This is a genomic window from Phenylobacterium sp. NIBR 498073 (assembly GCF_027286305.1).
Lineage (GTDB): Bacteria > Pseudomonadota > Alphaproteobacteria > Caulobacterales > Caulobacteraceae > Phenylobacterium.
In genome coordinates this window covers 3,964,692-3,988,459 of sequence record NZ_CP114599.1, presented here as the reverse complement: position 1 = coordinate 3,988,459, position 23,768 = coordinate 3,964,692, and the positions used below count along the sequence as shown (strand labels likewise).

The following is a 23,768-nucleotide window of genomic DNA, read 5'->3' as shown; positions in this document are numbered from 1 at the left end:
CCCGCATCAGATGGGGGCGGCTCTCGAGGGGGAAGGAAACCTATGTTGAAGAGCAGATATTTCTGCGGCGGCTCGCTGCTGGCCGTCGTCCTGGCAATTTCAGCCAACAGTTCAGCCTATGCCCAGGCCTCCACCGTCGAAGAGGTGGTGGTGACAGGCTCGTTCATCGCCGGCACGCCGGAAGACGCCGCCCTGCCGGTGGACGTTATCGGCTCCAAGGAGCTCGAGGCCCGCGGGTCGCCGACCATGGTCCAGTTCATCAAGACCATCCCGTCGTCCGGGGCGGTGATCGGCGAGAACAACCGCTTCGGCTCGGGGTCCGGCGCGGCGACGGTCAACCTGCGCAGCCTGAATTCGACGGTCACGGGGGCGCGGACCCTGGTGCTGTTCAACGGCCGGCGGGTGCCGGTCTCGCCCCAGGGCCTGAACTCGGTCGACATCAACCTGCTGCCGTCGGCGGCGATCGGCCGGGTCGAGGTGCTGAAGGACGGCGCGGCCGCCACCTACGGCTCGGACGCCATCGGCGGGGTCGTGAACTTCATCACCCGCACCGATCTGGACGGCTTCGAGTTCAGCGGCCAGTACCAGTTCATCGACGGTTCGGACGGCGACTACGAGGCCTCGCTAGCCTGGGGCAAGAAGTGGGAACGGGCCGACGCGCTGATCACGCTCGGCTATCGCGCCCGCTCCGAAATGCCGATCTTCGAGCGCGACTGGGCGATCCGCACCGGCGTCGACGGCTTCCTGGAAAATCCGCTCGGCGGCTGGGCCGGCACCGGCAACCCAGGCGGCTATAACTATGCGCTCACCGCGCCGGTGGGCTCGCCGACGAGCGGCTTCACCTCCGCCAGCTTCACCGGCGCCTTGCCGGACATCGGCTGCGCGGCCAACGGCGGGGCGCCCTACAGCCTGACGACCCTGATCGGGGCGCGGGCGGTCGTGCCCGACTCCGGCGTCTGCAATTTCCAGTACACGAGCTTCGACAACCTGGTGGAGGACGAGCACCACTACCAGGCCTACGGCAAGTTCAACTTCGACGTGACGGACAACATCACCGCCAACATCGAAGTGCTGTACGCCATGCACGAGACCCCGCTGCAGAGCTGGGCCGTGACCGGGCCGAACCAGTTCCCGGCGCCGCAGCTGGCCTCGGGCGCCTCGCCCGGCGGCGGGGTGTCGCCGATCCCGGCCACGGGCACCGGCGAGCAGTCGCGGTTCTACATTCCCAACACCAACCCCGGCCTGCTGGCGTTGATCTCTCAGATCAACGCGGCGAGCTGCGCGGGGCCGAACCTGCCCTATGGGGTGGATGCGGCCAGCTGCGCGACGGGACTGGCGATGGCGCGGGCCGGCGTGGCCAGCGCGGCCGCCAACGGCGTGGCGGCGAGCCAGAGCATCTGGCGGCCGATCGGCTTCGGCGGCAACCCGTACACCGACGACGAGCACGCCCACTACACCTACAAGGTCGACACCGCGCGGGTGTCGGGCGGCTTCAAGGGCCAGTTCGAGAACGGCATCGGCTTCGACGTGGCGATGACCTACCAGAAGCAGGACTACAACTATAACCTCGAGGATCTGTCGGTTAACCGGCTGCAGCTGGCCCTGCGAGGGTTCGGCAGCCGTGACGGCAATGCCGACCAGTGCACGGCCGCGGAAACCAACAATTTCACGACCAACGCCGGCAACGCGGCCATGGGTTGCTTCTACTTCAACCCCTTCACCAACGCCTTCGACGAGAGTCTGGCGCGGGTGGGGCCCAACCCGTTCTACGTGGCCAACAGCACCATCCCCGGCTTCAACGACGCGGCCGCCAACCGCGGGGCGGTGGTCGCCTGGATGGACGAGAAGCAGCGCAACGAGATCTCGTCCGAGCTGTTCGTCGCCGACCTGGTGGTGAACGGCGAACTGCCCTGGGACCTCGGCGGCGGCAACGTCGCCTGGGCGGCCGGTGCGCAGTACCGCTATGACCGCACGATCCAGGATCCGGACGTGTACTACGACGCCAACGCGACGCCGTGCGTCGATTCCCCGCCATACGGCGACGGCTCGCCCTACTGTCCGACCACCTCGAATGGTCCGTTCCTGTTCAACGCCAACCTGCGTCCGTATGACGTGAACCGGAAGATCAGCTCGGTCTTCGCCGAGACCAAGATCCCGTTCACCGAGAACATCGAGCTGAGCCTGGCCGGCCGCTATGAGTACTACGAGAGCCAGGGCGAGACCTTCAATCCGAAGGCTTCGCTGCGTTGGCAGGTCGTGGACTGGCTGGCCCTGCGCGGCTCGGTGGGCACCACCTACCGGGCGCCGGCGGCGACGATCACCACGGACAACTTCACGCGCAACCTGACCAACGCCAACGGCACCTACCGGGCCAACGACCTGTACGGCAACCCGGACCTCGAGCCGGAGACCGCGTTCACCTACAACCTCGGCGCGGCGTTCAGCTTCTCGAACTTCCGGGCGACGCTCGACTACTGGAACTTCGACTTCGAGGATCCGCTGACCTCGGAAGCCACCGCCGACCTGCTGAACGTGATGTTCCCGGGCGGCTCGGCGACCGGCAATTGCGGCAACCCGGCCTATGCCGCGGTCCAGGCGCGGTTCACCTTCGCCGGGGCGTGCAGCCGCGCCAACATCCTGTCGTACCGGACCCAGTACATCAACGGCGGCGGGGTGAAGACCTCGGGCGTCGACTTCCAGGCCAACCTGGATGTGGGCGAAGTGCTGGGCGGCGTGTTCACGGCGGGCTTCGACGGGACCTACCTGCTGAAGTTCGACGAGGAGCCCTACATGATCGAGGGCTTCCCCTCGAACGCGGCGGGCGTGCAGGAGCGGGCCGGCACCTACCGGGCCTCGCTGTTCACCGGCTACAACAAGCTGCGGGCGAACGGCTATCTGAACTGGTCCAGCGGCATCCATAACCTGCGCTGGCAGACGCGGTTCATCTCCTCGACCACCCAGGTGGAGACCAACTCCATCGCCCTGGCCGCGGCGCTGAAGAAGCCGATCAAGATCTCGGAGTACTGGCAGCACGATCTGACCTATCGGGTCGAACTGCCGTGGGAGACGACGGCGACGCTGACGGTCCAAAACATCTTCGACGAGGATCCGCCGTTCGCGATCGGCACCCAGTACAACTACGACCCGGGCAGCGGGAACCCGCTGGGCCGCGTCTACGCAGTGGCGCTGAAGAAGCGCTTCTGATCAGGGCCTCCGGCCGACGCGGCGACGCGTAGAGCCGAACTGCGGGCGTCGCCCCTCGAAGGCGGCGCCCGTTTTTTGTGTCAGGGCTTGGACTTCGGCGGCAGGGCCGCAGCTTCCTCGGGGGTCAGCTTGGTCACCGTGCGCACTTCGCAGCGCTGGGGCCCGAACGGGCCCTTGGTGATGATCGTCGCATCGAGGCCCGAGCAGATCGAATTGCCGCCGCGTGACACCAGGCCGATGGCCTGGTTCCAGTCGATGTCGGGGCAGCGGGCGAACAGGTCGAGCTTGTAGACGTCGCGAACCCCGACCCGGACATAGACCGTGCGCTCGTCGACGGCGTTGAAGCCGTTGGCGCTATTGGCCCAGAAGCAGCTGCGGGCCGAGTTGCTGGCGGCGACAGCGGCGTCCGACGCCGGCGGGGTGGTGCAGGCGGCCAGGGCGAACGCGCCCGTCACGCCGACGAAAGCCTTGATCATGGTCACTCTCCCTTGCCGGTCTCGGTGACGAGGCTACGATCTCTGCGAGCGGCGCGCCTGCGGAATCGGTCGGGCGCGACGAGCTCGGCCAGCGGCGCAGGCAGGGGCGAGGGCGCGCCGAGCGCCTGGGCGGCGACGTGCTCAGCCAGCAGCGGCGCCAGGCAGAAGCCGCGCGACCCAAGGCCTCCGAGGACGTAGACGCCGTCCAGGTCCGGCGCCGGACCGGCCAGCGGCAGGTGGTCGGGCGTCGTGGCGCGGACCGAGGCGCGGCCATTCAGTTCAGCCTCACCAACACGCACGGCGAGGCGGGGCAGGGCGGCGGCCAGGGCGGCGAGGTTGCGGTCGTGATCGCCCGGACGCAGGTCGGTCCCGGTCTCGCCGCGGTCGTGGGTGGCGCCGAACAGCAGGCCCTGGCGGGTGGGGACGGCGTAGCCGCCCCAGGCGGCGGCCTGGGGCGTGGTCGCTGCGTCCGTCCAGCTGGCCTGGCCGCGGACCGGGGCTATCGGCAGCCCGTCCAGCAAGCCGCCGATAGCTGGCCCTATCGTCAGGATTACCGCCTCGGCTTCCAGGATCGTGCCGCCGGCGGCGTCGAGCAGCACCCAGCCGCCTGGGCCGGGGCGAAGCTGGGCGACCTGCGCGCGGCGCACGGGGCCGGTCCAGGCGGCCAGGATGCTCGCCGGCTCGACGACCAGGGCGGGGATCATGTCGAGGGCGGGGCCGGGCGCAGGCTCGCCCAGGCGGGCGCTTGCCGTCACCGTATCGATCGGCTCCAAGGCGCCCGGCTCGAAGATGTCTGAAGCGGCGATCCTGGCGAAGCGCTCGACGTCGCGATCCCCGCCGGCGATCTGCAGCACGCTGCGGGCCAGGACGGCGCTGGGCAGGGTTTCATAGAGCCGGGTCGCGCGAGCGAAGGCCTGTGCGAACAGGCGGGCCAGCGGTCCCAGGCCGGCGTCGAGGCGCGGCGTCACCAGTGCGGCCGGGTTGCCGGAGGCGCCGGCCCCTGGTCCCTCGGCGTCGAGCACGACCGGATCGCAGCCGAGCGCGCGCAGGGCGCGGGCGGCGGCGGCCCCGGCGATCCCGGCGCCGACGACGGCGACGCGCGGGCGGCCGGCGGCTTGCAGCTCGCCCGGCAGCCGCGCCTCCAGGCGTTCGCGCTTGCGGCCGAAGCCGGGGCGCTTGTCGACGGCGAAGCCGGCGGCGGCCAGGCCACGGCGGACCGCCCCGGCGACGGTGAAGGTGGCGACCCGGGCGCCGGGCGCCGAGCGGGCAGCGACCAGGGCGAGGATCTCCTCGCGCCACATGGCCGGGTTGAGAGCGGGCGAGAAGCCGTCGAGGAACCAGGCGTCGGCTGGGCCAGGCCACTCGGCGAGCGCGGCCTCGACGTCCATCACCGCCAGGTCGATGGTCGCGCCGACCTCGGGTAGATCGATGCGATGAAAGCCGCGGGCGCGTCCGGGCCAGCGCGCCGTCAGCAGCCCCGCCAGGTCGGCCAGTTCCGGCCACCGCGACAGGGCGCGGGCGGCCTCGTGGGCGGTGATCGGGTGGGCCTCGACGCTGAAGATGTGGAGATGGGCGCCGGGCGGGCCGGCGGCGCGCCAGAGGTCGAGCAGGGCCAGGATGTTGAGGCCGGTGCCGAAGCCCAGCTCGCCGACCGTGAATCGGTCGCGGCCGGCCCAGGCCTCCGGCAGCCCGCAGCCTTGCAGGAACACCGCGCGGGTTTCGGCCAGGCCGTCTTCGGCCGAGAAGTAGACGTCGCCATACAGGCGCGACCGCGGTTGGCCGTCGTCGGTCCAGGCTAGGGGGGATTCGTCGCTCATCGCGCCGTTATAACGCGCAATAGAAAAGGGCCGCCCCGAGGGACGGCCCTTCGCTTAAGAACGCGGATGCGTTCGTAAGACTTACTTCGCGGCCGGAGCGGCAGCGGCGTCGGCGGCCGGAGCGGCAGCCGGAGCAGCAGCGGCGGCAGCGGCGTCGGCCGGAGCGGCGGCGGCAGCGGCGGTCGCGTCGCCAGCGGCCTTCGTGGCGTCGGCAGCGGCGTCAGCGGCGGTGGCGGCGGCGTCGGTCGCGGTGGCGGCGGCGTCGGTCGCGGTTTCGGCGGTGGCTTCGGCAGCGTCAGCGGCCTTTTCGGCCGGCTTGCCGCAGGCGGCGACGGACAGAGCGGCGACGGCGGCGCCGGCGACGAGCAGCTTGCGGAGGATTTCGGTGGTCATGTCTGGGTCCCCTGGAAACAGAGTTTAGAAGGCGCCCAACGAGGCGCCCCTGACGGGGAACATCGCTGTGCTGTTTCGGAATATGCCCGGCTTGGCGCTCAGGGCAAGGCTTTAATTCACGCCCTCGTGATCACTTTTGCAACCCTTCCCCCCATTCGCCCGAAAACCAAGGCGTTCGCGGGTGTTGTCGAACCTCGCGTCAATGTGGTTTCGAAGGATGGTCCGGCCCGGATCGGTGGTCGGCGGAGGGTTTTGCGATGGATTCGGCTTTGGCGGAGGCGCCGCGTGCGCGGCTGATCGACCTGAAGGCGCGCGGCGGCGCGATGGCGGCGCTCGACTTCGGCGATCCCGGCCGGCCGGTCGACATCGTCTTCGTGCACGCCAACGGCTTCAATGCGCGAACATACCGCACCATCCTCGAGCCGCTGGCCGAGGACCTGCGCATCCTGGCCGTGGACCAGCGCGGGCACGGCCGCTCGACCTTGCCGGCCGAGACCGTGGGGCGGACCTCGTGGAACGGTCTGCGCGACGACCTGCTGGCGCTGTTGCAGACGCTCGACCTCAACGACGTCGTGCTGGCCGGTCACTCGATGGGCGGCACCGCCTGCGTGCTGGCCCAGGCGCTGGCGGCCGACCGTGTGCGCCGCGTGGTGCTGTTTGATCCGGTGGTGATGCCGGCGGCCGGGCCGGTCGATCCCGAGCAGCTGAGCAACTCGCCGCTGGTGCAGGGCGCGCTGCGCCGACGGTCGGTGTTCCCCGACAAGGCCACGGTGGTGAGCGCCTACACCGGCCGCGGCGCGTTCCGGACCTGGCAGGGCGAGATGCTGGCCGACTACGTCGCAGACGGCTTCCGCGAGCGCGACGACGGTCAGGTCGAGCTGTCCTGCGCGCCGGAGTGGGAGGCGTCCAACTTCGCTTCGCACGCCCACGACACCTGGGGTGCGTTCGAGCAGGCCAAGGTTCCGATTCGGATCCTGCGCGCCGAGGAAGGCTCGACCTGCCGCGAGGATCCCAAGCTCGACGCCCTGGTGGCCGCCGGCCGCATCCAGGTCGAGACGGTCGCGGGCACGAGCCACTTCCTGCCGATGGAGCGGCCGGACCTGGTACAGGCGGAGCTGCGGGCGGCGCGGGCCTAGAGCAAAGTCCGATCTGATCGGATTTTGCTCAGGACACTTTGATTTTAGAGCGCCAGCCCCGCCGGCGAGGCGGCGCGGTAGGCGGCCTGCGCCTCCTCCGAGATGTCGACGACCTTGCGCTTGTCGAGGTCGAACGAGACGACGACCGCCTCGGCGCTGGCCCAGGGCCGGCCGCTCTGCGGGTCGACCATCCAGTGCATGACCCGGCGGGTGCGCGCGTCGCAGCCGGCGAACCCGGAGCGCAATTCGATCCCGTCGCCGGCCTGCGGCCAGTCGAGGTGCAGGACCCGGTATTCGAGCACGGCCCCGCCGATCCGGGCGTCGGGGGTGCCGTCGGCCGGCCCGGGCCGGACCTCTCCGAACAGCCGCCCCACCCCGTCCGAGACGCGGCCTATGAAGATCTCGGGCCGCATCCGTCCGAAGACGTCGCATTCGGCCGGCCCGATGACGCCAAGGCCGATCCGCTGGAGGCCGAGTGCGTCGGCGCGTCCCAGGGAGGCGGTGGCCACGACCGGCGCGAGGTCGACGCTGCGCGCCGCGGCGAAGCCCGGAACCTCGACCGTCAGCGCACGCGCCGCCTCGCGCAGGCGCTGGGGCCAGGGGAAGGGGCGCAACTCACGCGCGGTGGCGTGATCGACGACCAGCTGGAAGGTCGCGGCCGGCTGGCCGTCGAGGTGGCGGATGACCAGCAGCAGCCGCGCGTCGCATTCGCCGAGCTCCACGACCCCGCCGGTCATGTGCAGCGCCGCGCCGGCCTCGGCCTCGCGCAGAAAGCGGATGTGCTGCTCACGTACGACCAGGGTCGATTCGCCGTCGCGGGCGAAGGCGCGCGGCATGCCCAATCGCGCTGCGAGGCCGGCCAGTCCTTCCTGGGCCTTGGCGACCCAGAAGCGGACGTTCATGTGCCCCATCTCGTCGCATTCCCAGGTGTTAACGCCGCCGCTCCAGACCTCGACGCCTTGTTCGGACACTTGCACGCTCCCCCGACACTCGAAAAACGGCGCGAACCTTAGGGGGAGAGGGCCGCGGGCGCCAGGAGGCTGGCCCTGGCGGCCGCGAGGCGCTAGGGTCCGGACTCAATTGAGCCAGTATGCGTAGGTTGCGGCGAGCAGGACGGCCGAGAGGTAGTTCCTTGCGAGCTTGTCGTAGCGGGTAGCGATGCGTCGGAAGTCTTTTAGCCTGCACCACATGCGCTCGACGCGGTTTCGGTCCTTATAGGCGTTGGCGTCGTAGGGGATTGGAGTTCGGCGAGAGGTGGTGGAAGGGATCACCGCCTCGGCCCCGCGCTCGGCGAGCCGCCTGCGCAGATGGTCGGCGTCGTAGCCTTTGTCAGCCAGGAGCTTCTGGAAGGGGCCTGTGGCCTGGATCAGGGCGTGAGCCATGCTGATGTCGTTGATGTTTCCGGCGCTGAGCAGCAGCACCCTGGGCCGGCCGCGCTCGTCGACCAGGCCATGGATCTTGGTGGTGCGGCCCCCACGCGAGCGGCCTATGGCTTGGAGGAAGGCCCCCCTTTTGCGCCCGCCGCCGACCGGTGCGCCCTGACGTGGGTAGCGTCGATCGCCGCGCCATAGATGCCGGTGTGGCCCGTCAGCGCCTCAAACATCTGCAGCCAGAGCCCCTGGCGGCTCCAGCGGTTGAAACGGTTGTAGACGGTCGTGTAGGGCCCGAACTCCGGTGGGCAATCGCGCCAGCGAGCTCCGCTCTTCAGCATATGGACAATGCCCGAGATCACCCGGCGATCATCCACCCGATGGGCGCCCTTACGACCTCGCGGAAGCAACGGCTCGATCCGAGCCCATTCTTCGTCGCTAAGCCACTGAACCTGCTTCGCCATATCCAAGGCTCCTTCCGGAATCCTTGAATCAGCAACGCCAACGCCGCGCTAGACCCTATTGAGTACAGACCCTAGGGCGGGGCATCGGAGACAATGCGAGGCGCAAATGAGCGGCGACGAGTTCGTCTATGACGAAACCACCGGCGAATGGGTCAGCGCCGCCGAAGCGGCCGCCAACGCCAAGGCGGCGGGCCAGGTCGAGGTCCGCGATTCGGTCGGCAACCTGCTGGCTGACGGCGACAGCGTCACCCTGGTGAAAGACCTGAAGGTCAAGGGCGCGGGCCAGACCCTGAAGCGGGGCACGGTGATCCGGTCGATCCGGCTGACTGGCGACGACCAGGAGATCGACTGCCGCCACGAAACCATCAAGGGCCTGGTGCTGCGCGCCGAGTTCGTCCGCAAGGTCTAGTCGCGCTTGCCTTCGGCCGGGTCGCCCGCCGAGCCCATGTGGCCGCCGGGCGGGGCGTCGGTGTCGAAGCTGCGGCTTTCGTCGGGCATTCGGTCGTCGGCGTGGGCGGCGTCGTCCTTGGGGCGGGCGCGGCCGTGCGCCTGGGGCTTGAGGTGGTCGTCGCGGGGATGGGACATCGGGGTTCTCCAGGGCTGACTGGAAAATTCTCCGAGGCGGCTTCGCGTTCCGGCATCCGCGCGCCGGTGGCCGACGTAACGACTGCATGGCAAGGTCGAACGTCTCCGGAGAACGCCGCATGCCGCCGCCCGCCCGCTTGCTCGTCCACCGGCACGGCCTGGTGACGCGCACGACGCACTGGATCAATCTGGCGGCGCTGATCGTACTGCTGCTCAGCGGACTGCAGATCTTCAACGCGCACCCGGCGCTGTACTGGGGCGAGGTCTCGAGCTTCGCCCGCCCGTGGGTGGCGATGTTCGCCGCCGAACGGGGCGGCGAGGCGGTCGGGATCACCAAGATCGGATCGACCTATGTCGAGACCACCGGCGTGCTCGGCTTTTCCGGGAACGAGGTGCGCGGGTTTCCGGCCTGGGCGACGCTGCCCAGCTATCGCAGCCTGGCCGACGGGCGCCGCTGGCACTTCGCCTTCGCGTGGCTCTTCGTGCTGAACGGCCTGGTTTATCTGAGCGCGGGCCTGATCGGCGGCCACGTCCGGCGCGACCTGCTGCCGGCCCGCGATCAGCTGACGCCGCGCCATCTGGCGCGCGAGATCGCCGACCATGCACGGCTGCGGTTCGCCGCGTCGCGGCGCTACAACTTGCTGCAGAAGCTGACCTACCTGGCGGTGATCTTCGTCCTGCTGCCGATGATGGTGCTGACTGGGCTGTCGATGTCGCCGGGAATGAACGCCGGCTTCCCCTGGCTGCCGGAGCTGTTCGGCGGCCGGCAGTCGGCGCGTACGCTGCACTTCATCAGCGCCAGCCTGATCGTGCTGTTCGTACTGGTGCACGTGGCGATGGTGCTGGTCTCCGGTCCCTTGAACGGCCTCCGGGCGATGATCACCGGCAAGTACGCCGTGGCGGAGGACGCGCGATGATGGACCGCCGCCGATGGCTCTCGGGGCTGGCCGTCGCCGCGGCCGGCGCGGTGCTCGGGGCCTGCGACAAGCTCACCATGAACGCCGGCGTGCAGCGCGGCCTGGCGCGGGCCGAGGGGCTGACCCGCCGCGCGCAGCGGCTGGTGGTCGACCGCAAGGCGTTGGCCCGCGAGTTCAGCCGCGCCGAGATCTCGCCCGACTTCCGCGCCAACGGCTCGACATCGCCTGGCGACCCGGACTACCGGGCGCTGGTCGAGGCCGGGTTCGCCGACTGGCGGCTGGTGATCGACGGACTGGTCGAGCGGCCGCTGTCGCTGAGCCTGGCCGAACTGCGGGCCCAGCCGGCCCGAACCCAGATCACCCGCCACGACTGCGTCGAGGGTTGGTCGGCGATCGGCGAGTGGAGCGGCGCGCGGCTGGGGCCGCTGCTGGACCGCGCCGGGCTGAAGGAGACTGCGCGCTTCATCGTCTTCCACTGCGCCGACACCCTGGACCCGAACGCGCCGGCGGCCTTGGGCCGCTACTATGAGAGCATCGACCTGATCGACGCCTATCACCCGCAGAGCATCCTGGCCTACGACATGAACGGTGCGCCGCTGGCGGTGAAGCATGGGGCGCCGGTGCGGCTGCGGGTCGAGCGCCAGCTCGGCTACAAGCACGCCAAGTACGTCATGCGCATCGAGGCGGTGGCCGACCTGGCCGGGATCGGCGGCGGCAAGGGCGGGTTCTGGGAAGACCGCGGCTATGAGTGGTACGCGGGCATCTGAGCCGCGGAATTGACATCGGCGCCGGAAAATCCCGAACTGCGCCTTGCGGGGACGGGCCCTGCCAGCAGGACGATGACCATGAACGCCGTGATCGCTGCAGGCGCCGGCTTTCTCGCCGCGGTGCTGTGGATCGACCTGACGTTCGACGTGCAGGTGCAGCGCCGGGGGGCGGATCGCGCCCCCGACGAGGTGCTGGCCTCGATCGCGCCCTATTACCGGCGGGTGACGACCGGGGCCTGGCCGATGAACTGGCTGACGCCGTCGGTGCTAGCCCTGACGTTGGCGGCCATCCTGGTGCAGGCGGTCGAGCGGGTGCAGCCGATCTGGGTCAGCGGCGCCTCGCTGGCGCTGGCGGGTGTCGTCATCGGGCTGGCGCTGTGGCGCACCTGGCGCAGCGCGGTGCGGCTGGGGCAGGCGGTGGACACGCCGGAGGTGCAGACCAGGCTGGCGGTGAACGTCTATCGCGATCACCTGATCAGCCTAGCGGCCATGCTGGCGCTGGTCGGCCTGCAGGCGGCGACCAGCTTTCCGTTCTAGGCTTCAGTTGTAGGGCGAGGCGCCGATCAGCTCGGCCTCGGCTGCACAGGCTGCGCCGTCAGGCGCCTTGGCGGACTTGCGCAGAGCCGCCAGCTCCTTGCGGGCGGCGTCCATGTCGGCGCGGAAGGCGGCCGAGCCGTGCAGGCCGGCGACGACGATCGAGCCGTTGGTGCGGCCGGCCTCGACCGCGCTCATGTTGTGCACGCCGCAGATCAGCCGGCTTTCGCCGAACGAGCGGGCGCGGGCGAGGATCTCGGTGGAGCGTTCGGGAACCAGTTCGGCCAGGATCAGGCCGACGGTCCAGCCCCAGGTGGTGTGGCCGGAGGGGTAGTCGGGGCTCTTGGCCAGGCCGTCGGTCTTGGCCACGCAGATGTCGCCCTCGTCGATCAGGTAGGGGCGCTGGCGCTTGTAGATGTCCTTCGGGTGATTGACCGCACGGCGCACGTCGTAGCGGGCGGTCATCAGGATCTTGGTCAGCTTGGGCGCGGCTTGCGGGGTCAGCTCCATGCCGATGGCGCAGCTCATGTCCTTGACGATCGCGGCCTCGTCGGCGTCGGCGGCGGCGAGCGACCAGCGCGGGCTGTCCTTCAACGAACGGGTGGCGAGGAAGGCCGAACGGTCGGCCTGATAGCGGATCGTACCCGGCGTCGGGGCCGGAGGCAGGATCTTGTAGCTGTCGGGAGCAGCTTCGCCGAGATAGCCGCTCGGCGCGGGCTTGGCCTGTTGCTGCGCGAGCGCGGTTCCGCCGACGGCGGCGAGCGCGGCCACGGCGGCCAGACTGACGACGATGCGGTTCATGACGACCCTCCCGAACTGGCGACCGATCATGCGGAGCCGCGTGCGCGGTTCAAGCGGTAGATTTGCCGCTAAGGTGACGCGGACAAGTCCGCAGCCCTGGAGAACGCCATGCATCCCGCCATCGCCCCTGGAAACGTCGCCGTCGTCACCGGCGCGGCCAATGGCATCGGGGAGGCGGCCGCGCGCCGCCTGGCGGGCGAGGGGATGCGCGTCTGCCTGGCCGATTTCGACGCCGAGCGGCTGGCGCGGGTGCAGGCTGATCTCGGCGACCAGGCGATCGCCGTGACGCTGGACGTCTCCAACCGCGCCGCGGTGGAGGCGCTGGCGCGCGAGGTGGCCGATCGGCTGGGGCCGGTCTCGGTGCTGATGAACAACGCCGGGGTCGGCGGCGGGGGCGATGCGCTCTCCAACCCCGACGGCTGGGCGCGGGTGCTGGGCGTCAACCTGATGGGGGTGCTGCACGGCGTCCAGGCCTTCGTCCCGGCGATGGCGGCCAGCGGCGCGCCGGGACTGGTGGTCAACACCGGCTCCAAGCAGGGCGTGACCATGCCGCCGGGCGACACCGCCTACAACGTCTCCAAGGCCGGGGTGAAGGCGCTGACCGAGGGGCTGGCGCACACGCTGCGCAACACGGCCGGCTGCCAAGTGAGCGCCCACCTGCTGGTGCCGGGCTTCACCTATACCGGGATGGTCGCCAGCCGGATCCCCGAGCGACCGCCCTCGGCCTGGACCTCCGAACAGGTGGTCGAGCGGATGTTCGAGGGGATCGCCCGCGGCGAGTTCTATCTGTGGTGCGAGGACAACGAGACCCCGCGCGCGGTGGACGAGAAGCGGGTGCTGTGGACCGCCGGCGACATCGTGGAGAACCGCCCGGCGCTGTCGCGCTGGCATCCCGACTGGAAGGAGCGCTTCGACCGCTTCATGGCCGGCGAATAGCCGCAAAGAAAAACGGCGCCCCGAGGGGCGCCGTTTGACGTCTTAGGCCTTCTTTTCGAAGAGCTTGTTCCAGCGCGGCTTGGTGCGCGTCTTCCACGAGCCGCGGTGCCAGGCGTCCGAGGCGATCAGCGGCACGACGGTGGTGGCTTCGGCGAACACCATCTGTTCCCAGGTCACGTCGACCTTGCCCCAGGAGCAGGCCTCCTTGAGGGTCGAGGACGAGCAGGCGCCGTCGCGCACGTCGGCCACGGTGATCTGCACCGCGTACTTATGCATCTCGGCTTCGTGGCCGAGGATCTCGGCGCAGACCACGGTGTCCTGGGCGAAGTTCTTCGGCACGCCGCCGCCGACCATGAACAGGCCGGTGGTGCCGGCCGCCAGCTTGATGTCGGTCAGTTCGCGGAAGTCGGCGACCGCGTCGATGGTCAGGTAGGGCTTGCCTTCCTTCATCTTTTCGACCTGGTGCTTGACCAGACCGAAGCCGGCCGAGCTATCGACGAAGGCCGGGCAGAAGATCGGCACGCCTTCGCGATAGGCGGTCTCGATCAGCGAGTCCGGCTTCTTGGCGTTGCCCTCGGCCAGCCACTTGCCCATCTCCCAGATGAACTCGCGCGACGAGTAGGGGCGCGGCTCCAGCAGGTTGCAGATCTCGTAGATCGTGCCGTCGCAGTTCTGGAGTTCTTCTTCGTCGATATAGGTGTCGTAGATGCGGTCGATATAGAGGTCGCGCAGGTCGCGGTCGTCGACGTTCGACTGGGCCTGGTAGTGCTTGAAACCGAGGGCTTCGAAGAAGTCCATGTCGACGATCGAGGCGCCGGTCGCGACGATCGTGTCGATCATCCCGTACTTCACCATGTCGCGGTAGATGTGCATGCAGCCGCCGGCGCTGGTCGAGCCCGCGAGGGTCAGCCAGGTCGAGCAGTCCTTGTCTTCCAGCGACATCGACCAGATGTCGGCGGCGCGCGCGGTGTCGCGGCTGGTGAAGCTCATCTTGCGCATGGCGTCGATGACCGGACGGGCGTCGTACTGGTCGATGGCCACGTGCTCGACGGTGTTGGCCAGCAGCTCGGCCTTGCGGTTCGACTTCTGAACGTCAGCGTTCATTCTTCAAGATCCCTTGAGGTTTGAGCGCCCGTCCAAAATGGAAAAGGCGCGACCGGGACGGAGCGACCGGCCGCGCCCCGAGCGTTTCCCATCAGGGAAACGCTCAAAGCTAGAGATCAGACCATTTCCTTCGCCGAACCGGAGGCCTCTTCGGCTGGAAATGGTCGGAACTGCGAAACGGTCGGCTTATTTCCGCCGACGCTTCTTTCCGCGCGCACGCGACAGCTTCACGACATTCTGGTTCTCCTGGCGGGGAACCGGAATGGACCGACGGGCCAGGCCGTACATCGAGGCCATAGGAGCATCGGACGCCTCGACGGTTTCGGCGTCGCCGTAGCCGTTGAAGCGGGTGTTCATCGCCACGCCATAGGCGCCGAGCATGCCGATCTCGACATAGTCGCCCTCGCGCACATCCTCAGGCAGCCAGAACGGGCCGGGCATGTGGTCGAGCGAGTCGCAGGTCGGACCCCAGAAGCGGTACGGCTTCAGCGTGCCTTGGACTTCCTTGGCCTCGCCGTTCTCGCTGCGGAGCAGCTTGACCGGAAAGGGCCATTTAGTGTGCGCGGCGTCGAACAGCGAGCCGTACGACCCGTCGTTCAGATAGAGCGCGTCGCCCTTCTTGAGTTCGACCTTGGTGAGGATCGACGAGCCTTCGGCGACTAGCGCCCGGCCGGGTTCGCACCACAGCTCGGTCGTCTCGTGCACCATCATCTCGGCGAAGCCGCGGTCGATGGAGTCCACGTAGTCGGCCAGGTCCGGCGGAACCATGCCGGGATAGACCGACGGGAAGCCGCCGCCGACGTCCACTACGTCGGCGAACACGCCGGCGCGGACCAGCGCCCGCGAGGCCTGGGTCATCGCCGCCTGATAGGCGGTCGGCCGCATGCACTGGCTGCCGACGTGGAACGAGACGCCCATCAGGTCCTGGGTCGCACGGCGCGCGGCCAGCAGCAGGCCCGGAGCCTGGTGCTGATCGACGCCGAACTTGCCGGCCAGCGAATAGGCCGCGCCCTCGGCGGCGACGCCGAGGCGGACGATGAGGTTGAGGTCCTTGGCGCCCTGGGTCGCGGCGAGGATCTTCTCGAGCTCCTCGTGCGTGTCGAGGGAGAAGGTCTTCACGCCATGATCGAAATAGGCGGCGGCGATCGCCGCGCGGCTCTTGACCGGGTGCATGAACGCCATGCGCGAACCCGGCGCGTGCTGCGCGACCAGCTCGATCTCGGGGACCGAGGCCACATCGAAGGACGTCACGCCGTTTTCAACGAGGGCCTTGATGACCCACGGCGAAGGATTGGCCTTCACCGCGTAGAAGACGTCGCCTTTGAAATTTTCCTGGAACCAGCGCGCCGCTACCGCCACCGCGTCCGGTCGCGCAATGGCGACAGGGCGTTCCGGTGGCCGCTCACGGACCAGGTCCAGGGGCGTATGGTACGTGCGCAATTCACGTAGCCCCCATTGGCAGTTGAACCCAGACCGGCGTTAGCAGCGCTTTTGAGGACATCGGGTCCGCCGGAGCCGTGCGAAATAGGGGCGATGATCTCCGATGTAAAGGGGTTTGTTCCTTCGCCCAGAAATTGTCATCAAAGCCAAGCCGGGTCAGGACTTGCGAGGGGGCGGACGCAACATGGTTTCGAGGGATTTTACGGATGCCCCGATCACTTTGCGCATAGCGGTTTGCGGGGATGCGGCGCACATCGCCAGGCTGCACGACGAGGTCTGGCGGGCCACCTATCGCGACCTGGCGACTCCGGCGGCGTGGGAGGCGCTGACCGAGGCGGTGCGTCGCGCGCGCTGGGATGAGGTGCTGGGCGAAGACCATCCGCGTCGCACGACTCTGGTCGCCGAGCAGGGCGGGCGCATCATCGGCTTCGGCACCGCCTGCGCGCCGACCGAGGCGGTGTTCGGTGGGCGCGGCGAGGTTCGCTGGTTGCATGTGGACCCGGCCGCGCAGGGGAGAGGCGTCGGCCGGCGGCTGATGTCGGCGCTGTCGCGCCAACTCGCCGACTGGGGCTATGGCGGCTGCGCGTTGGCGGTGGTGGTCGGCAACGCGCCGGCGATGCTGTTCTACGAGCGGCTGGGCGGGCGCCGGGCCGGCGGCTTCACCGATCCGGGACCGCTTTGGCCTTCGGACAATATCGTCCTCGTCTGGGATGAGCTTTCGGCGCTGATCGGGGACGGGCGGTACTGACCGCAGCCGTGCATTCGAAGACATGTGACAGCCGATGATACTATCGCGCGCTGGACCGAAAGCGTGGCCCTATGTCATGAAGCCGTCGCAAGGGTCGGCGATCACAGCCAGTCCGTGCGCGCGCTGATCCGGGGAAGCCTCGCCATCTATGTCTGAAGCCGCCGTACTGTCCGTGCGGAACGCCTCCAAGAGCTTCGGCTCGCGGCGCGCCCTTGATTCCGTGTCCCTCAATGTCAGCAAGGGCGAGATGATCGCCCTGATCGGCCCCTCAGGGTCCGGCAAGTCGACTCTGCTGCGCTCGATCAGCGGCCTGCAGACGATCGACGCCGGCGCCGGCCGGATCGAGGCGTTCGGCGGCGTCGTGCAGTCGGACGGCAAGATCAGCGGCAAGGTGCGCGAAGCGCGCATCCGCATCGGCTTCATCTTCCAGCAGTTCAACCTGGTCGGCCGCCTGACCCTATTCTCGAACGTGGCGTTGGGCTCGCTAGGCCGCATTCCGTTCCTGCGCGGGGTGTTCGGCTTCTGGCCGGACGAGACCAAGCAGGCGGTCATGGCCGCGCTCGCCCGGGTCGGCGTGGCCGAGTACGCCGGCCAGCGCGCCAACACCCTGTCCGGCGGCCAGCAGCAGCGCGGAGCGATCGCCCGAGCCCTGGTCCAGAAGGCCAAGATCATCCTGGCCGACGAGCCGGTCGCCTCGCTCGACCCGGTGTCGGCGCGCCGGGTGATGGAAATCCTGCGCGACCTGAACCAGCAGGACGGCCTGACCGTGGTCGTCACCCTGCACCAGGTCGACTACGCCCTGCGCTACTGTGACCGCGTGGTCGCCCTGAAGGCCGGCAAGGTCGTCTATGACGGGCCGGCCTCAGGGTTGGAACGCAAACAGCTCATCGACATCTACGGCCCGGAATTCGAGGACGTCTTCTGGGAAGGAGCCCCGCAATGATCGACCGTCGCCTGCTTATCGGCAGCAGCCTGGCCGCCCTCAGTGTTGCGGCCTGCGGCAAGTCCGAAACCACCACGCCCGCCGGCGGACCGCCGAAGGTGGTCAACTTCTCGATCCTGGCGACCGAGAACTCGACCAGCATGGAGACCTTCTGGAAGCCGATCCTGGCCGACATGGAAAAGTCGATCGGCATTCCGGTGAAGCCGTTCTTTGCGTCCAACTACACGGCCCTGATCGAGGCGCTGCGCTTCAAGCAGACCGACGCCGGCTGGTTCTCCAACCAGTCGGGCCTGGAGGCGGTGCGCCGCTCGAACGGCGAAGTGTTCGCGCGCACCTTCGATCCCAGCGGGTCGGACGGCTACAAGTCGCTGCTGATCGTCCCGGCCAGCTCGAAGACGACGCTGGAAGACGTGCTGAAGTGCGACAAGACGCTGACCTTCGGGATCGGCGACGCGAAGTCGACCTCGGGCACCCTGGCGCCGATGACCTATCTGTTCGCGCCCAAGGGCATTCGCCCGGAAGCCTGCTTCAAGCAGGTGCGCGCCGCCAACCACCAGGCCAACCTGTTCTCGGTGGCCAAGGGCGTGCTGGACGTGGCCACCAACAACTCGACCGCCCTGCGTCTGCAGCGCGAGCGCGGCTCGCCGGTCGCCGACCAGGTGCGGGTGATCTGGGAAAGCCCGAAGCTGCCCGAGGACCCGATCATCTGGCGCTCGGACCTCGACCCGGCGGTGAAGGAAAAGCTGCGGCAGTTCTTCCTGACCTACGCGCAGGGCGAGGGGCCCGAGGCCGAGCGCCAGCGCAAGCTGCTGGCGGCGCTGTCGATCGGCGGCTTCCGCCCGGCCGACAACTCCCACCTGCTGCCGGTGCGCGAGATGGAGGCGACCGAGCAGCTGCTGGAAGCGCGCAACGCCGGCGACAAGGTCAAGGAAGCCCAGGCCCAGAAGTCGCTGGACGCCATCGCCGCCGAGCGCGCGGCGCTGGAAGCCAAGACCGGCCAGCCGGTCGCGGCCCAGTAGGATATTTCCGTGACCGCCAGCGTGACCAATTCCGATCTCCTGAAACCGCCGTCGCGGCCCCTGGGCCAGCAGCTGTTCGATCTCGGCCTTTGGGGCGGGATCATCGTGCTGCTGGTGATCAGCTTCGGCCCCGCCGAGATGAGCAAGCTGCCGAAGCTGTTCGCGAACTCGGACAACATGCGGCAGTTCGGACGCGAATTCCTGCATCCGGACTTCAGCGACTGGACGTTCCTGGTCAGCCAGATGTGGCTGACCATCCAGATCGCGCTATGGGGTACGGCCATCGCCGTGCTGATCGCCGTGCCGCTCGGCCTGCTGGGCGCGCGAAACGTCACGCCGCCCTATGTTCAGCTGCCGATCCGGCGGCTGATGGACGTGCTGCGCTCGGTGCCGGACCTGGTCATCGGCACCATCTTTGTCGTCGCTGTCGGCCTGGGGCCGTTCGCCGGGGTCATGGCCCTGGCGCTCAACACCGGCGGGGTTCTGGGCAAGCTGTTCTCCGAGGCGGTCGAGTCGATCGACAAGGGCCCGGTCGAGGGCGTGCGGGCCACCGGCGCGGCGCCGCTGCAGGAGGTTGTCTGGGGGGTGATCCCGCAGGTTGCGCCGCTGTGGACCTCGTATGCGCTCTACCGGTTCGAATCCAACAGCCGGGCGGCCACCGTGCTCGGCCTGATCGGCGCCGGCGGCATCGGTCAGATCCTGTTCGACAGCCTGAACTCGTTCTCGTACTCGCGAGTCGCGGCCATCGCGATCGTCATCGTGATCGCTGTCACATTGATCGACCTGCTGTCGCAAACCATCCGTGCACGCCTGCTCTAAGGCGTGACCAGAATGTCGCAGGCGGGGCCGAACGCGCGCCCCGCCGCGCAGCCGCCGTCGGCGGCGGGATTCAACAAAATCGTTGCCATGTAAGGCATTGATCGCCTTTCGAGGGCGCTAGCGAGCGTCTACGGGAGGGGCATCGCAAATCCGTCACTAAACTGACGATCTGCTGTCGCTGAAGCTTGGCGGAAGCGTCACGGGACCTCGTTAAGCCGCCTCGCAAGCCTCTGAAAGGGCTCACGGGGATAGCTCTACAAGGATCCTGATAATGAAGATCAACACCTCGCTTTGCGCCGGGGCGGCGCTCGGCGTGATCGCGCTCGCCATCGCCGGCGGCGCCCAGGCGCAAGACACCACCACTGCCTGGAAGGGCGCGCCGCTATTCCAGAACGACACGCTGACCTTCAAGGTTCGCGGCCGCGTCTACGAAGACTTCGTGCACCAGGAGGTCGATCGCCAGACCGGCGCCGACTTCGACGCCAACGTCACCCGCCTGCGGACCGCGCGTCTCGGCGTGGAGGGCACCTGGAACGCCAACTGGGCGTACAAGGCCGAGTTCACCGTGGCCGGCGGCTCGGCCAACTGGGAAGACCTGATCCTCGAATACAAGCCGACCGACAGCGTCTCGATCATGGCCGGTAACTTCAAGACCGTGTCGTTCGAGAATATCTCGTCGTCGCGCTACACCACCTTCATGGAGCGCGGCCCGTTCAACGACGTGCTCGACATCGGCCGCGTGATGAACGTCCAGGTCAAGGCGAACGGCGAGAACTGGACCGCCGCCGTCGCGGTGTCCGGCGACTCGCTCAACAACGCCGACCCGACCGCCACCGCCACCGGCGGCAGCGAAGTCCTGGGCGTCAACGGCCGCGTGACCTGGGTTCCGATCAACGGCGACGCCACCAAGCTGCACGTCGGCGCCTGGGCGCGTTATCGCGATCGCCAGGACCAGGCCAACTTCAACTATCAGGCCCGCAACAACACCAACTACGGCGCCCGCTACATCTCGACCGGCGCGGTCGGCGTCGCCGACACCATGGTCGGCCTGGAAGGGGTGTTCATCCAGGGGCCGTTCGCCGTGCAGGCCGAGTGGGCCAAGGCCGATGTTGATCGCCTGGCCAACGTCTCCAGCGACTTCACGACCTACTACGTCGCCGGCTCGTGGTTCGTGACCGGAGAAATGAAGAACCTCGACGTCAAGAAGGGCGAGTGGGGCCGGACCAAGATCCTGAACCCGGTCACCAGCGGCGGCCTCGGCGCGCTGGAGCTGGCGGTGCGCTACGACAACACCGACCTGACCAACTTCAACATCCCGGCCACGGCCGGCGAGTACTCCGCCTGGACGCTCGGCGCGAACTGGTACGTGCACCCCTACGTCCGCTTCATGGCGAACTACACGAAGTCCGAGAACGACAACAAGGCCGTCGGCGCCGACGTTGACGTCGAAACCCTGCAGTTCCGCGCTCAGTTCGACTTCTAAGACCTCCCCAGCGGGGCGGCCGGCCGGTCGCCCCGCTCCCCCTTTCTATCGAGGAGCAACCTCAAGTGAAGAAACTCCTGGCCTTCGGCGCCGCCGCAGCCTCCGTCATGGCGATCTCTGCGCCGGCGCACGCCGCCCGCGACTACGTCTGGGCCGCCGGTTCGTCGACCGTGTTCCCGTTCGCCACCCGCGTGGCTGAAAACTACGCCAAGAAGACCGGCAAGAAGGCTCCCAAGATCGAGAGCCTGGGCACCGGCGGCGGCATCAAGCTGTTCTGCGGCGGCGTCGGCGACGCCTTTCCGGACATCGCCAACGCTTCGCGCCCGATGAAGAAGTCGGAGTTCGACGCCTGCGCCGCCAAGGGCGTGAAGGACATCGTCCAGATCAAGATCGGCTTCGACGGCATCGTCGTGGCGACCGACAAGGACGGCGCCGACTACAACTTCAAGACCGAGCACCTGTACCTTGGCCTGGCCGCCAACGTCCTGCGTCAGGGCAAGTTCGTGAAGAACCCCTATACGACCTGGGATGAGATCGGCACTGGCCTGCCGGGCAACCGCATCAACGTCTATGGCCCGCCGCCGACCTCGGGCACCCGCGACGCGTGGGTTGAGCTGGCCATCGAGGCCGGCGCCCGCAAGTTCCCGACCGCCGACGAACTGCGCTCGAACAACGAGAAGAAGTTCAAGGAACTGGTCGACCCGATGCGCAAGGACGGCTGGGTCGACGCCGGCGAGAACGACAACGCCATCGTCGGCACCCTGACCAAGACCCCCGGCTCGCTGGGCGTCTTCGGTTGGTCGTACCTCGAAGAGAACATGGACAAGATCAAGGGCGCCTCGGTCAACGGCGTGAAGCCGACCGCCCAGACGATCGCGGACGGCTCGTATCCGCTGGCCCGTTCGCTCTACATCTACGTCAAGAAGGCCAACATCGGGGTGACCCAGGGCCTGCAGGAATACCTCAACGAGTTCGTCTCCGATGCGGCGACGGGCCGGGGCGGCTACCTGCAGAGCCGTGGCCTGATCGCGCTGCCGGCCGGTCAGCACGAGGGCCAGAAGGGCGTCGCCCAGAAGCTGACCCCGATGGCGCGCCCGGCCGCCTAAGGACCAGTCCCAGGAGAGACGGCGAGCGCCGCGGACCCTCGAGGTCCGCGGCGCTTTGCGTTTCAGCCCACGGCGTTGGCGCGCAGCGCCTCGGCCGGGCTGACGGGGCCGGCCGCCTTGCGCTCGCTGTAGCGGTCGACCAGGTAGTCGGCGCGGTCGCGGGTCAAGAGGGTGAACTTCACCAGCTCCTCCATCACGTCGACCACGCGGTCGTAGTAGGACGAGGGCCGCATCCGTCCGGCCTCGTCGAACTCCTTCCAGGCCATGGCCACGGACGACTGGTTGGGAATGGTGATCATCCGCATCCAGCGGCCGAGCAGGCGCAGGGTGTTGACCGCGTTGAACGACTGCGACCCGCCGCTGACCTGCATCACCGCCAGGGTGCGGCCCTGGGTCGGGCGGACGCTACCGACCTCGAGCGGGATCCAGTCGATCTGGCTTTTCATGACCCCGGTGACGGCGCCGTGGCGCTCTGGGCTGCACCAGACCTGCCCCTCGGACCACAGCGACAGCGCGCGCAGTTCCTGGACCTTGGGGTGGCTGGGGTCGGCCCCGTCGGGCGGCGGCAGGCCATGCGGGTCGAAGGTGCGGGTCTCGGCGCCCAGCGCCTGCAGGATGCGGGCGGCCTCCTCGGTCAGCAGGCGGCTGTAGGAGCGTTCGCGCAGCGAGCCGTAGAGCAGGAGGATCCGTGGCGGATGGGTCGCGCGGGCGGTCGGCTCAAGCTGGCCATGGTCTGGCTGGCGGAGGAATTGCGGTTCAAGGGCTGGGAACTCGGTCACGGATCGCTCTCGGATGCGGAAGGCGTCTTCCATCTGTCACATAATTCGACTATTCGGGAAATATGGAAATGACAAGCGCCGTCGCAAGCCTCGCCGCCCTCGCCCATGAGGGTCGTCTCGCCGCCTTCCGCTTGCTGGTTCAGGCCGGCGACGGCGGGCTGGCGGCCGGGGAACTGGCCCGCCGCCTCGAGGTGCTACCGAACACGCTTTCGACCAATCTCGGCATCCTGGCCCAGGCCGGGTTGGTGACCTCGCAGCGCGAAGGGCGCTCGATCATCTATCGCGCCCACTACGAGGCCATGGGCGAGCTGCTGGCATACCTCGTCGAGGACTGCTGCGCCGGGTCGCCCGAAATCTGCGCCCCGCTGGCCAGACTGGCCAGCGGCTGCTGCGCCGCCTGATCCCTGAACGGAGCCTTCCGCGTGACCTACAACATCCTGTTCCTCTGCACCGGCAACTCGGCGCGTTCGATCATCGCCGAGGCGGTGCTCAACAGGGAGGCGGCCGGCCGTTTCCGCGCCTACTCGGCCGGCTCGGCGCCGAAGGGTGAAGTCAATCCCCACGCCCTGGCCTTGGTGGAATCACTGGGGTTCGCGGCCTCAGACTTCCGCTCGAAGGCCTGGGACGAGTTCGCGCGGCCCGGCGCGCCGCCGCTCGATTTCGTCATCACCGTCTGTGACAACGCCGCCGGCGAGGTCTGTCCGGTCTGGCCGGGGCGGCCGGTCAGCGCCCATTGGGGGATCCCCGACCCGGCCGCGGTCGAGGGTTCGCAGGCGCAGATCGCCGCCGCGTTCGCCGAGGCGGCGCGACAGCTCGGGACGCGTATCCGATTGTTCCTCAGCCTGCCGCTGGAGACCATCGACCAGCTGTCGCTGCAGACCAAGCTGCGCGAGATCCACGAACGCGCCGACACGCCGGGCGAGTGAC

Annotated in this window: 23 protein-coding genes and 2 pseudogenes; 15 read left to right on the top strand and 10 right to left on the bottom strand. The window is 68.6% G+C overall.

Features of this window, described 5'->3' with window-relative positions:
* Positions 1-42: 42 nt before the first annotated feature.
* The gene (locus O4N75_RS19835) at positions 43-3,204 is read left to right on the top strand and encodes a TonB-dependent receptor (protein WP_269627136.1); all 3,162 of its coding nucleotides are present in this window, start codon (positions 43-45) and stop codon (positions 3,202-3,204) included.
* Positions 3,205-3,284: 80 nt separating this feature from the next.
* Here the strand turns inward: O4N75_RS19835 and O4N75_RS19830 are convergent, their stop codons facing one another.
* From O4N75_RS19830 to O4N75_RS19820, 3 genes are all read right to left on the bottom strand, one after another.
* Complete coding sequence (locus tag O4N75_RS19830) at positions 3,285-3,680, bottom strand: DUF6491 family protein (RefSeq protein WP_269627135.1); 396 nt, start codon at positions 3,678-3,680, stop codon at positions 3,285-3,287.
* Positions 3,681-3,682: 2 nt separating this feature from the next.
* Complete coding sequence (mnmC, locus tag O4N75_RS19825) at positions 3,683-5,497, bottom strand: FAD-dependent 5-carboxymethylaminomethyl-2-thiouridine(34) oxidoreductase MnmC (RefSeq protein WP_269627134.1); 1,815 nt, start codon at positions 5,495-5,497, stop codon at positions 3,683-3,685.
* Positions 5,498-5,578: 81 nt separating this feature from the next.
* Positions 5,579-5,890 (bottom strand): hypothetical protein, encoded by a 312-nt coding sequence (locus O4N75_RS19820; RefSeq protein WP_269627133.1) that lies wholly within the window; start codon positions 5,888-5,890, stop codon positions 5,579-5,581.
* 257 nt (positions 5,891-6,147) lie between these two features.
* On the opposite strand from O4N75_RS19820, the gene O4N75_RS19815 reads away from it, so the two are divergent.
* On the top strand, positions 6,148-7,026 hold the full coding sequence (locus tag O4N75_RS19815; RefSeq protein ID WP_269627132.1) for an alpha/beta hydrolase: 879 nt from the start codon (positions 6,148-6,150) through the stop codon (positions 7,024-7,026).
* Positions 7,027-7,070: 44 nt separating this feature from the next.
* Here O4N75_RS19815 and O4N75_RS19810 read toward each other — a convergent pair whose 3' ends face one another.
* Positions 7,071-7,997 (bottom strand): thioesterase family protein, encoded by a 927-nt coding sequence (locus tag O4N75_RS19810; RefSeq protein ID WP_269627131.1) that lies wholly within the window; start codon positions 7,995-7,997, stop codon positions 7,071-7,073.
* Positions 7,998-8,102: 105 nt separating this feature from the next.
* A pseudogene (locus tag O4N75_RS19805) lies at positions 8,103-8,860 on the bottom strand (IS5 family transposase).
* A 199-nt stretch (positions 8,861-9,059) separates the two neighbouring features.
* Here O4N75_RS19805 and O4N75_RS19800 point away from each other — a divergent pair.
* A pseudogene (locus O4N75_RS19800) lies at positions 9,060-9,269 on the top strand (alkylphosphonate utilization protein); the annotation flags it as partial.
* On the opposite strand, the gene O4N75_RS19795 reads toward O4N75_RS19800, so the two are convergent.
* Positions 9,266-9,445 (bottom strand): hypothetical protein, encoded by a 180-nt coding sequence (locus tag O4N75_RS19795; protein WP_269627130.1) that lies wholly within the window; start codon positions 9,443-9,445, stop codon positions 9,266-9,268. The pseudogene O4N75_RS19800 and the gene O4N75_RS19795 sit on opposite strands and share 4 nt — an antisense overlap.
* 119 nt (positions 9,446-9,564) lie before the next feature.
* Between O4N75_RS19795 and O4N75_RS19790 the strand changes: the two genes are divergently transcribed.
* The 3 genes from O4N75_RS19790 to O4N75_RS19780 all read left to right on the top strand — a co-directional run bounded on the left by O4N75_RS19790 (position 9,565) and on the right by O4N75_RS19780 (position 11,666).
* Complete coding sequence (locus tag O4N75_RS19790; RefSeq protein ID WP_269627129.1) at positions 9,565-10,362, top strand: cytochrome b/b6 domain-containing protein; 798 nt, start codon at positions 9,565-9,567, stop codon at positions 10,360-10,362.
* Positions 10,359-11,129, top strand: a complete 771-nt coding sequence (locus O4N75_RS19785; RefSeq protein WP_269627128.1) for a molybdopterin-dependent oxidoreductase — start codon at positions 10,359-10,361, stop codon at positions 11,127-11,129. Before O4N75_RS19790 ends, O4N75_RS19785 begins: the two co-directional genes overlap by 4 nt.
* 78 nt (positions 11,130-11,207) lie before the next feature.
* Positions 11,208-11,666 (top strand): hypothetical protein, encoded by a 459-nt coding sequence (locus O4N75_RS19780; protein ID WP_269627127.1) that lies wholly within the window; start codon positions 11,208-11,210, stop codon positions 11,664-11,666.
* A 3-nt stretch (positions 11,667-11,669) separates the two neighbouring features.
* On the opposite strand, the gene O4N75_RS19775 is transcribed toward O4N75_RS19780, so the two are convergent.
* Positions 11,670-12,464, bottom strand: a complete 795-nt coding sequence (locus tag O4N75_RS19775; RefSeq protein ID WP_269627126.1) for a phosphatase PAP2 family protein — start codon at positions 12,462-12,464, stop codon at positions 11,670-11,672.
* A 108-nt stretch (positions 12,465-12,572) separates the two neighbouring features.
* Between O4N75_RS19775 and O4N75_RS19770 the strand changes: the two genes are divergently transcribed.
* Positions 12,573-13,400 (top strand): SDR family NAD(P)-dependent oxidoreductase, encoded by an 828-nt coding sequence (locus O4N75_RS19770; protein ID WP_269627125.1) that lies wholly within the window; start codon positions 12,573-12,575, stop codon positions 13,398-13,400.
* 42 nt (positions 13,401-13,442) lie between these two features.
* Here the strand turns inward: O4N75_RS19770 and O4N75_RS19765 are convergent, their stop codons facing one another.
* Together O4N75_RS19765 and O4N75_RS19760 are read right to left on the bottom strand one after the other, a co-directional pair.
* Entirely contained in the window at positions 13,443-14,504 is a 1,062-nt protein-coding gene (locus O4N75_RS19765) for a deoxyhypusine synthase (RefSeq protein ID WP_269627124.1), read from the bottom strand.
* Positions 14,505-14,690: 186 nt separating this feature from the next.
* Positions 14,691-15,944 (bottom strand): type III PLP-dependent enzyme, encoded by a 1,254-nt coding sequence (locus O4N75_RS19760; RefSeq protein WP_269627123.1) that lies wholly within the window; start codon positions 15,942-15,944, stop codon positions 14,691-14,693.
* Between the two features lie 220 nt (positions 15,945-16,164).
* On the opposite strand from O4N75_RS19760, the gene O4N75_RS19755 reads away from it, so the two are divergent.
* From O4N75_RS19755 to O4N75_RS19730, 6 genes are all read left to right on the top strand, one after another.
* On the top strand, positions 16,165-16,692 hold the full coding sequence (locus O4N75_RS19755; protein ID WP_269627122.1) for a GNAT family N-acetyltransferase: 528 nt from the start codon (positions 16,165-16,167) through the stop codon (positions 16,690-16,692).
* Between the two features lie 148 nt (positions 16,693-16,840).
* Complete coding sequence (gene phnC, locus O4N75_RS19750) at positions 16,841-17,635, top strand: phosphonate ABC transporter ATP-binding protein (protein ID WP_269627121.1); 795 nt, start codon at positions 16,841-16,843, stop codon at positions 17,633-17,635.
* Positions 17,632-18,654, top strand: coding sequence for a phosphate/phosphite/phosphonate ABC transporter substrate-binding protein (gene phnD / locus O4N75_RS19745; RefSeq protein WP_269627120.1), 1,023 nt, complete (start codon positions 17,632-17,634; stop codon positions 18,652-18,654). Before phnC ends, phnD begins: the two co-directional genes overlap by 4 nt.
* Before the next feature lie 21 nt (positions 18,655-18,675).
* On the top strand, positions 18,676-19,473 hold the full coding sequence (phnE, locus tag O4N75_RS19740) for a phosphonate ABC transporter, permease protein PhnE (RefSeq protein ID WP_269629397.1): 798 nt from the start codon (positions 18,676-18,678) through the stop codon (positions 19,471-19,473).
* Positions 19,474-19,744: 271 nt separating this feature from the next.
* Positions 19,745-20,956: a porin gene (locus tag O4N75_RS19735; RefSeq protein ID WP_269627119.1), complete on the top strand. Its 1,212-nt coding sequence runs from the start codon at positions 19,745-19,747 to the stop codon at positions 20,954-20,956.
* A 65-nt stretch (positions 20,957-21,021) separates the two neighbouring features.
* Entirely contained in the window at positions 21,022-22,062 is a 1,041-nt protein-coding gene (locus tag O4N75_RS19730) for a substrate-binding domain-containing protein (RefSeq protein WP_269627118.1), read from the top strand.
* Between the two features lie 62 nt (positions 22,063-22,124).
* On the opposite strand, the gene arsH is transcribed toward O4N75_RS19730, so the two are convergent.
* The gene (arsH, locus tag O4N75_RS19725) at positions 22,125-22,841 is read right to left on the bottom strand and encodes an arsenical resistance protein ArsH (protein WP_269627117.1); all 717 of its coding nucleotides are present in this window, start codon (positions 22,839-22,841) and stop codon (positions 22,125-22,127) included.
* Between the two features lie 62 nt (positions 22,842-22,903).
* Here arsH and O4N75_RS19720 point away from each other — a divergent pair, with 62 nt between their 5' ends.
* Both O4N75_RS19720 and O4N75_RS19715 read left to right on the top strand, forming a co-directional pair.
* Positions 22,904-23,242, top strand: coding sequence for a metalloregulator ArsR/SmtB family transcription factor (locus O4N75_RS19720; protein WP_269627116.1), 339 nt, complete (start codon positions 22,904-22,906; stop codon positions 23,240-23,242).
* 21 nt (positions 23,243-23,263) lie between these two features.
* Positions 23,264-23,767: an arsenate reductase ArsC gene (locus O4N75_RS19715; RefSeq protein ID WP_269627115.1), complete on the top strand. Its 504-nt coding sequence runs from the start codon at positions 23,264-23,266 to the stop codon at positions 23,765-23,767.
* The last annotated feature ends 1 nt before the right edge of the window (position 23,768 follow it).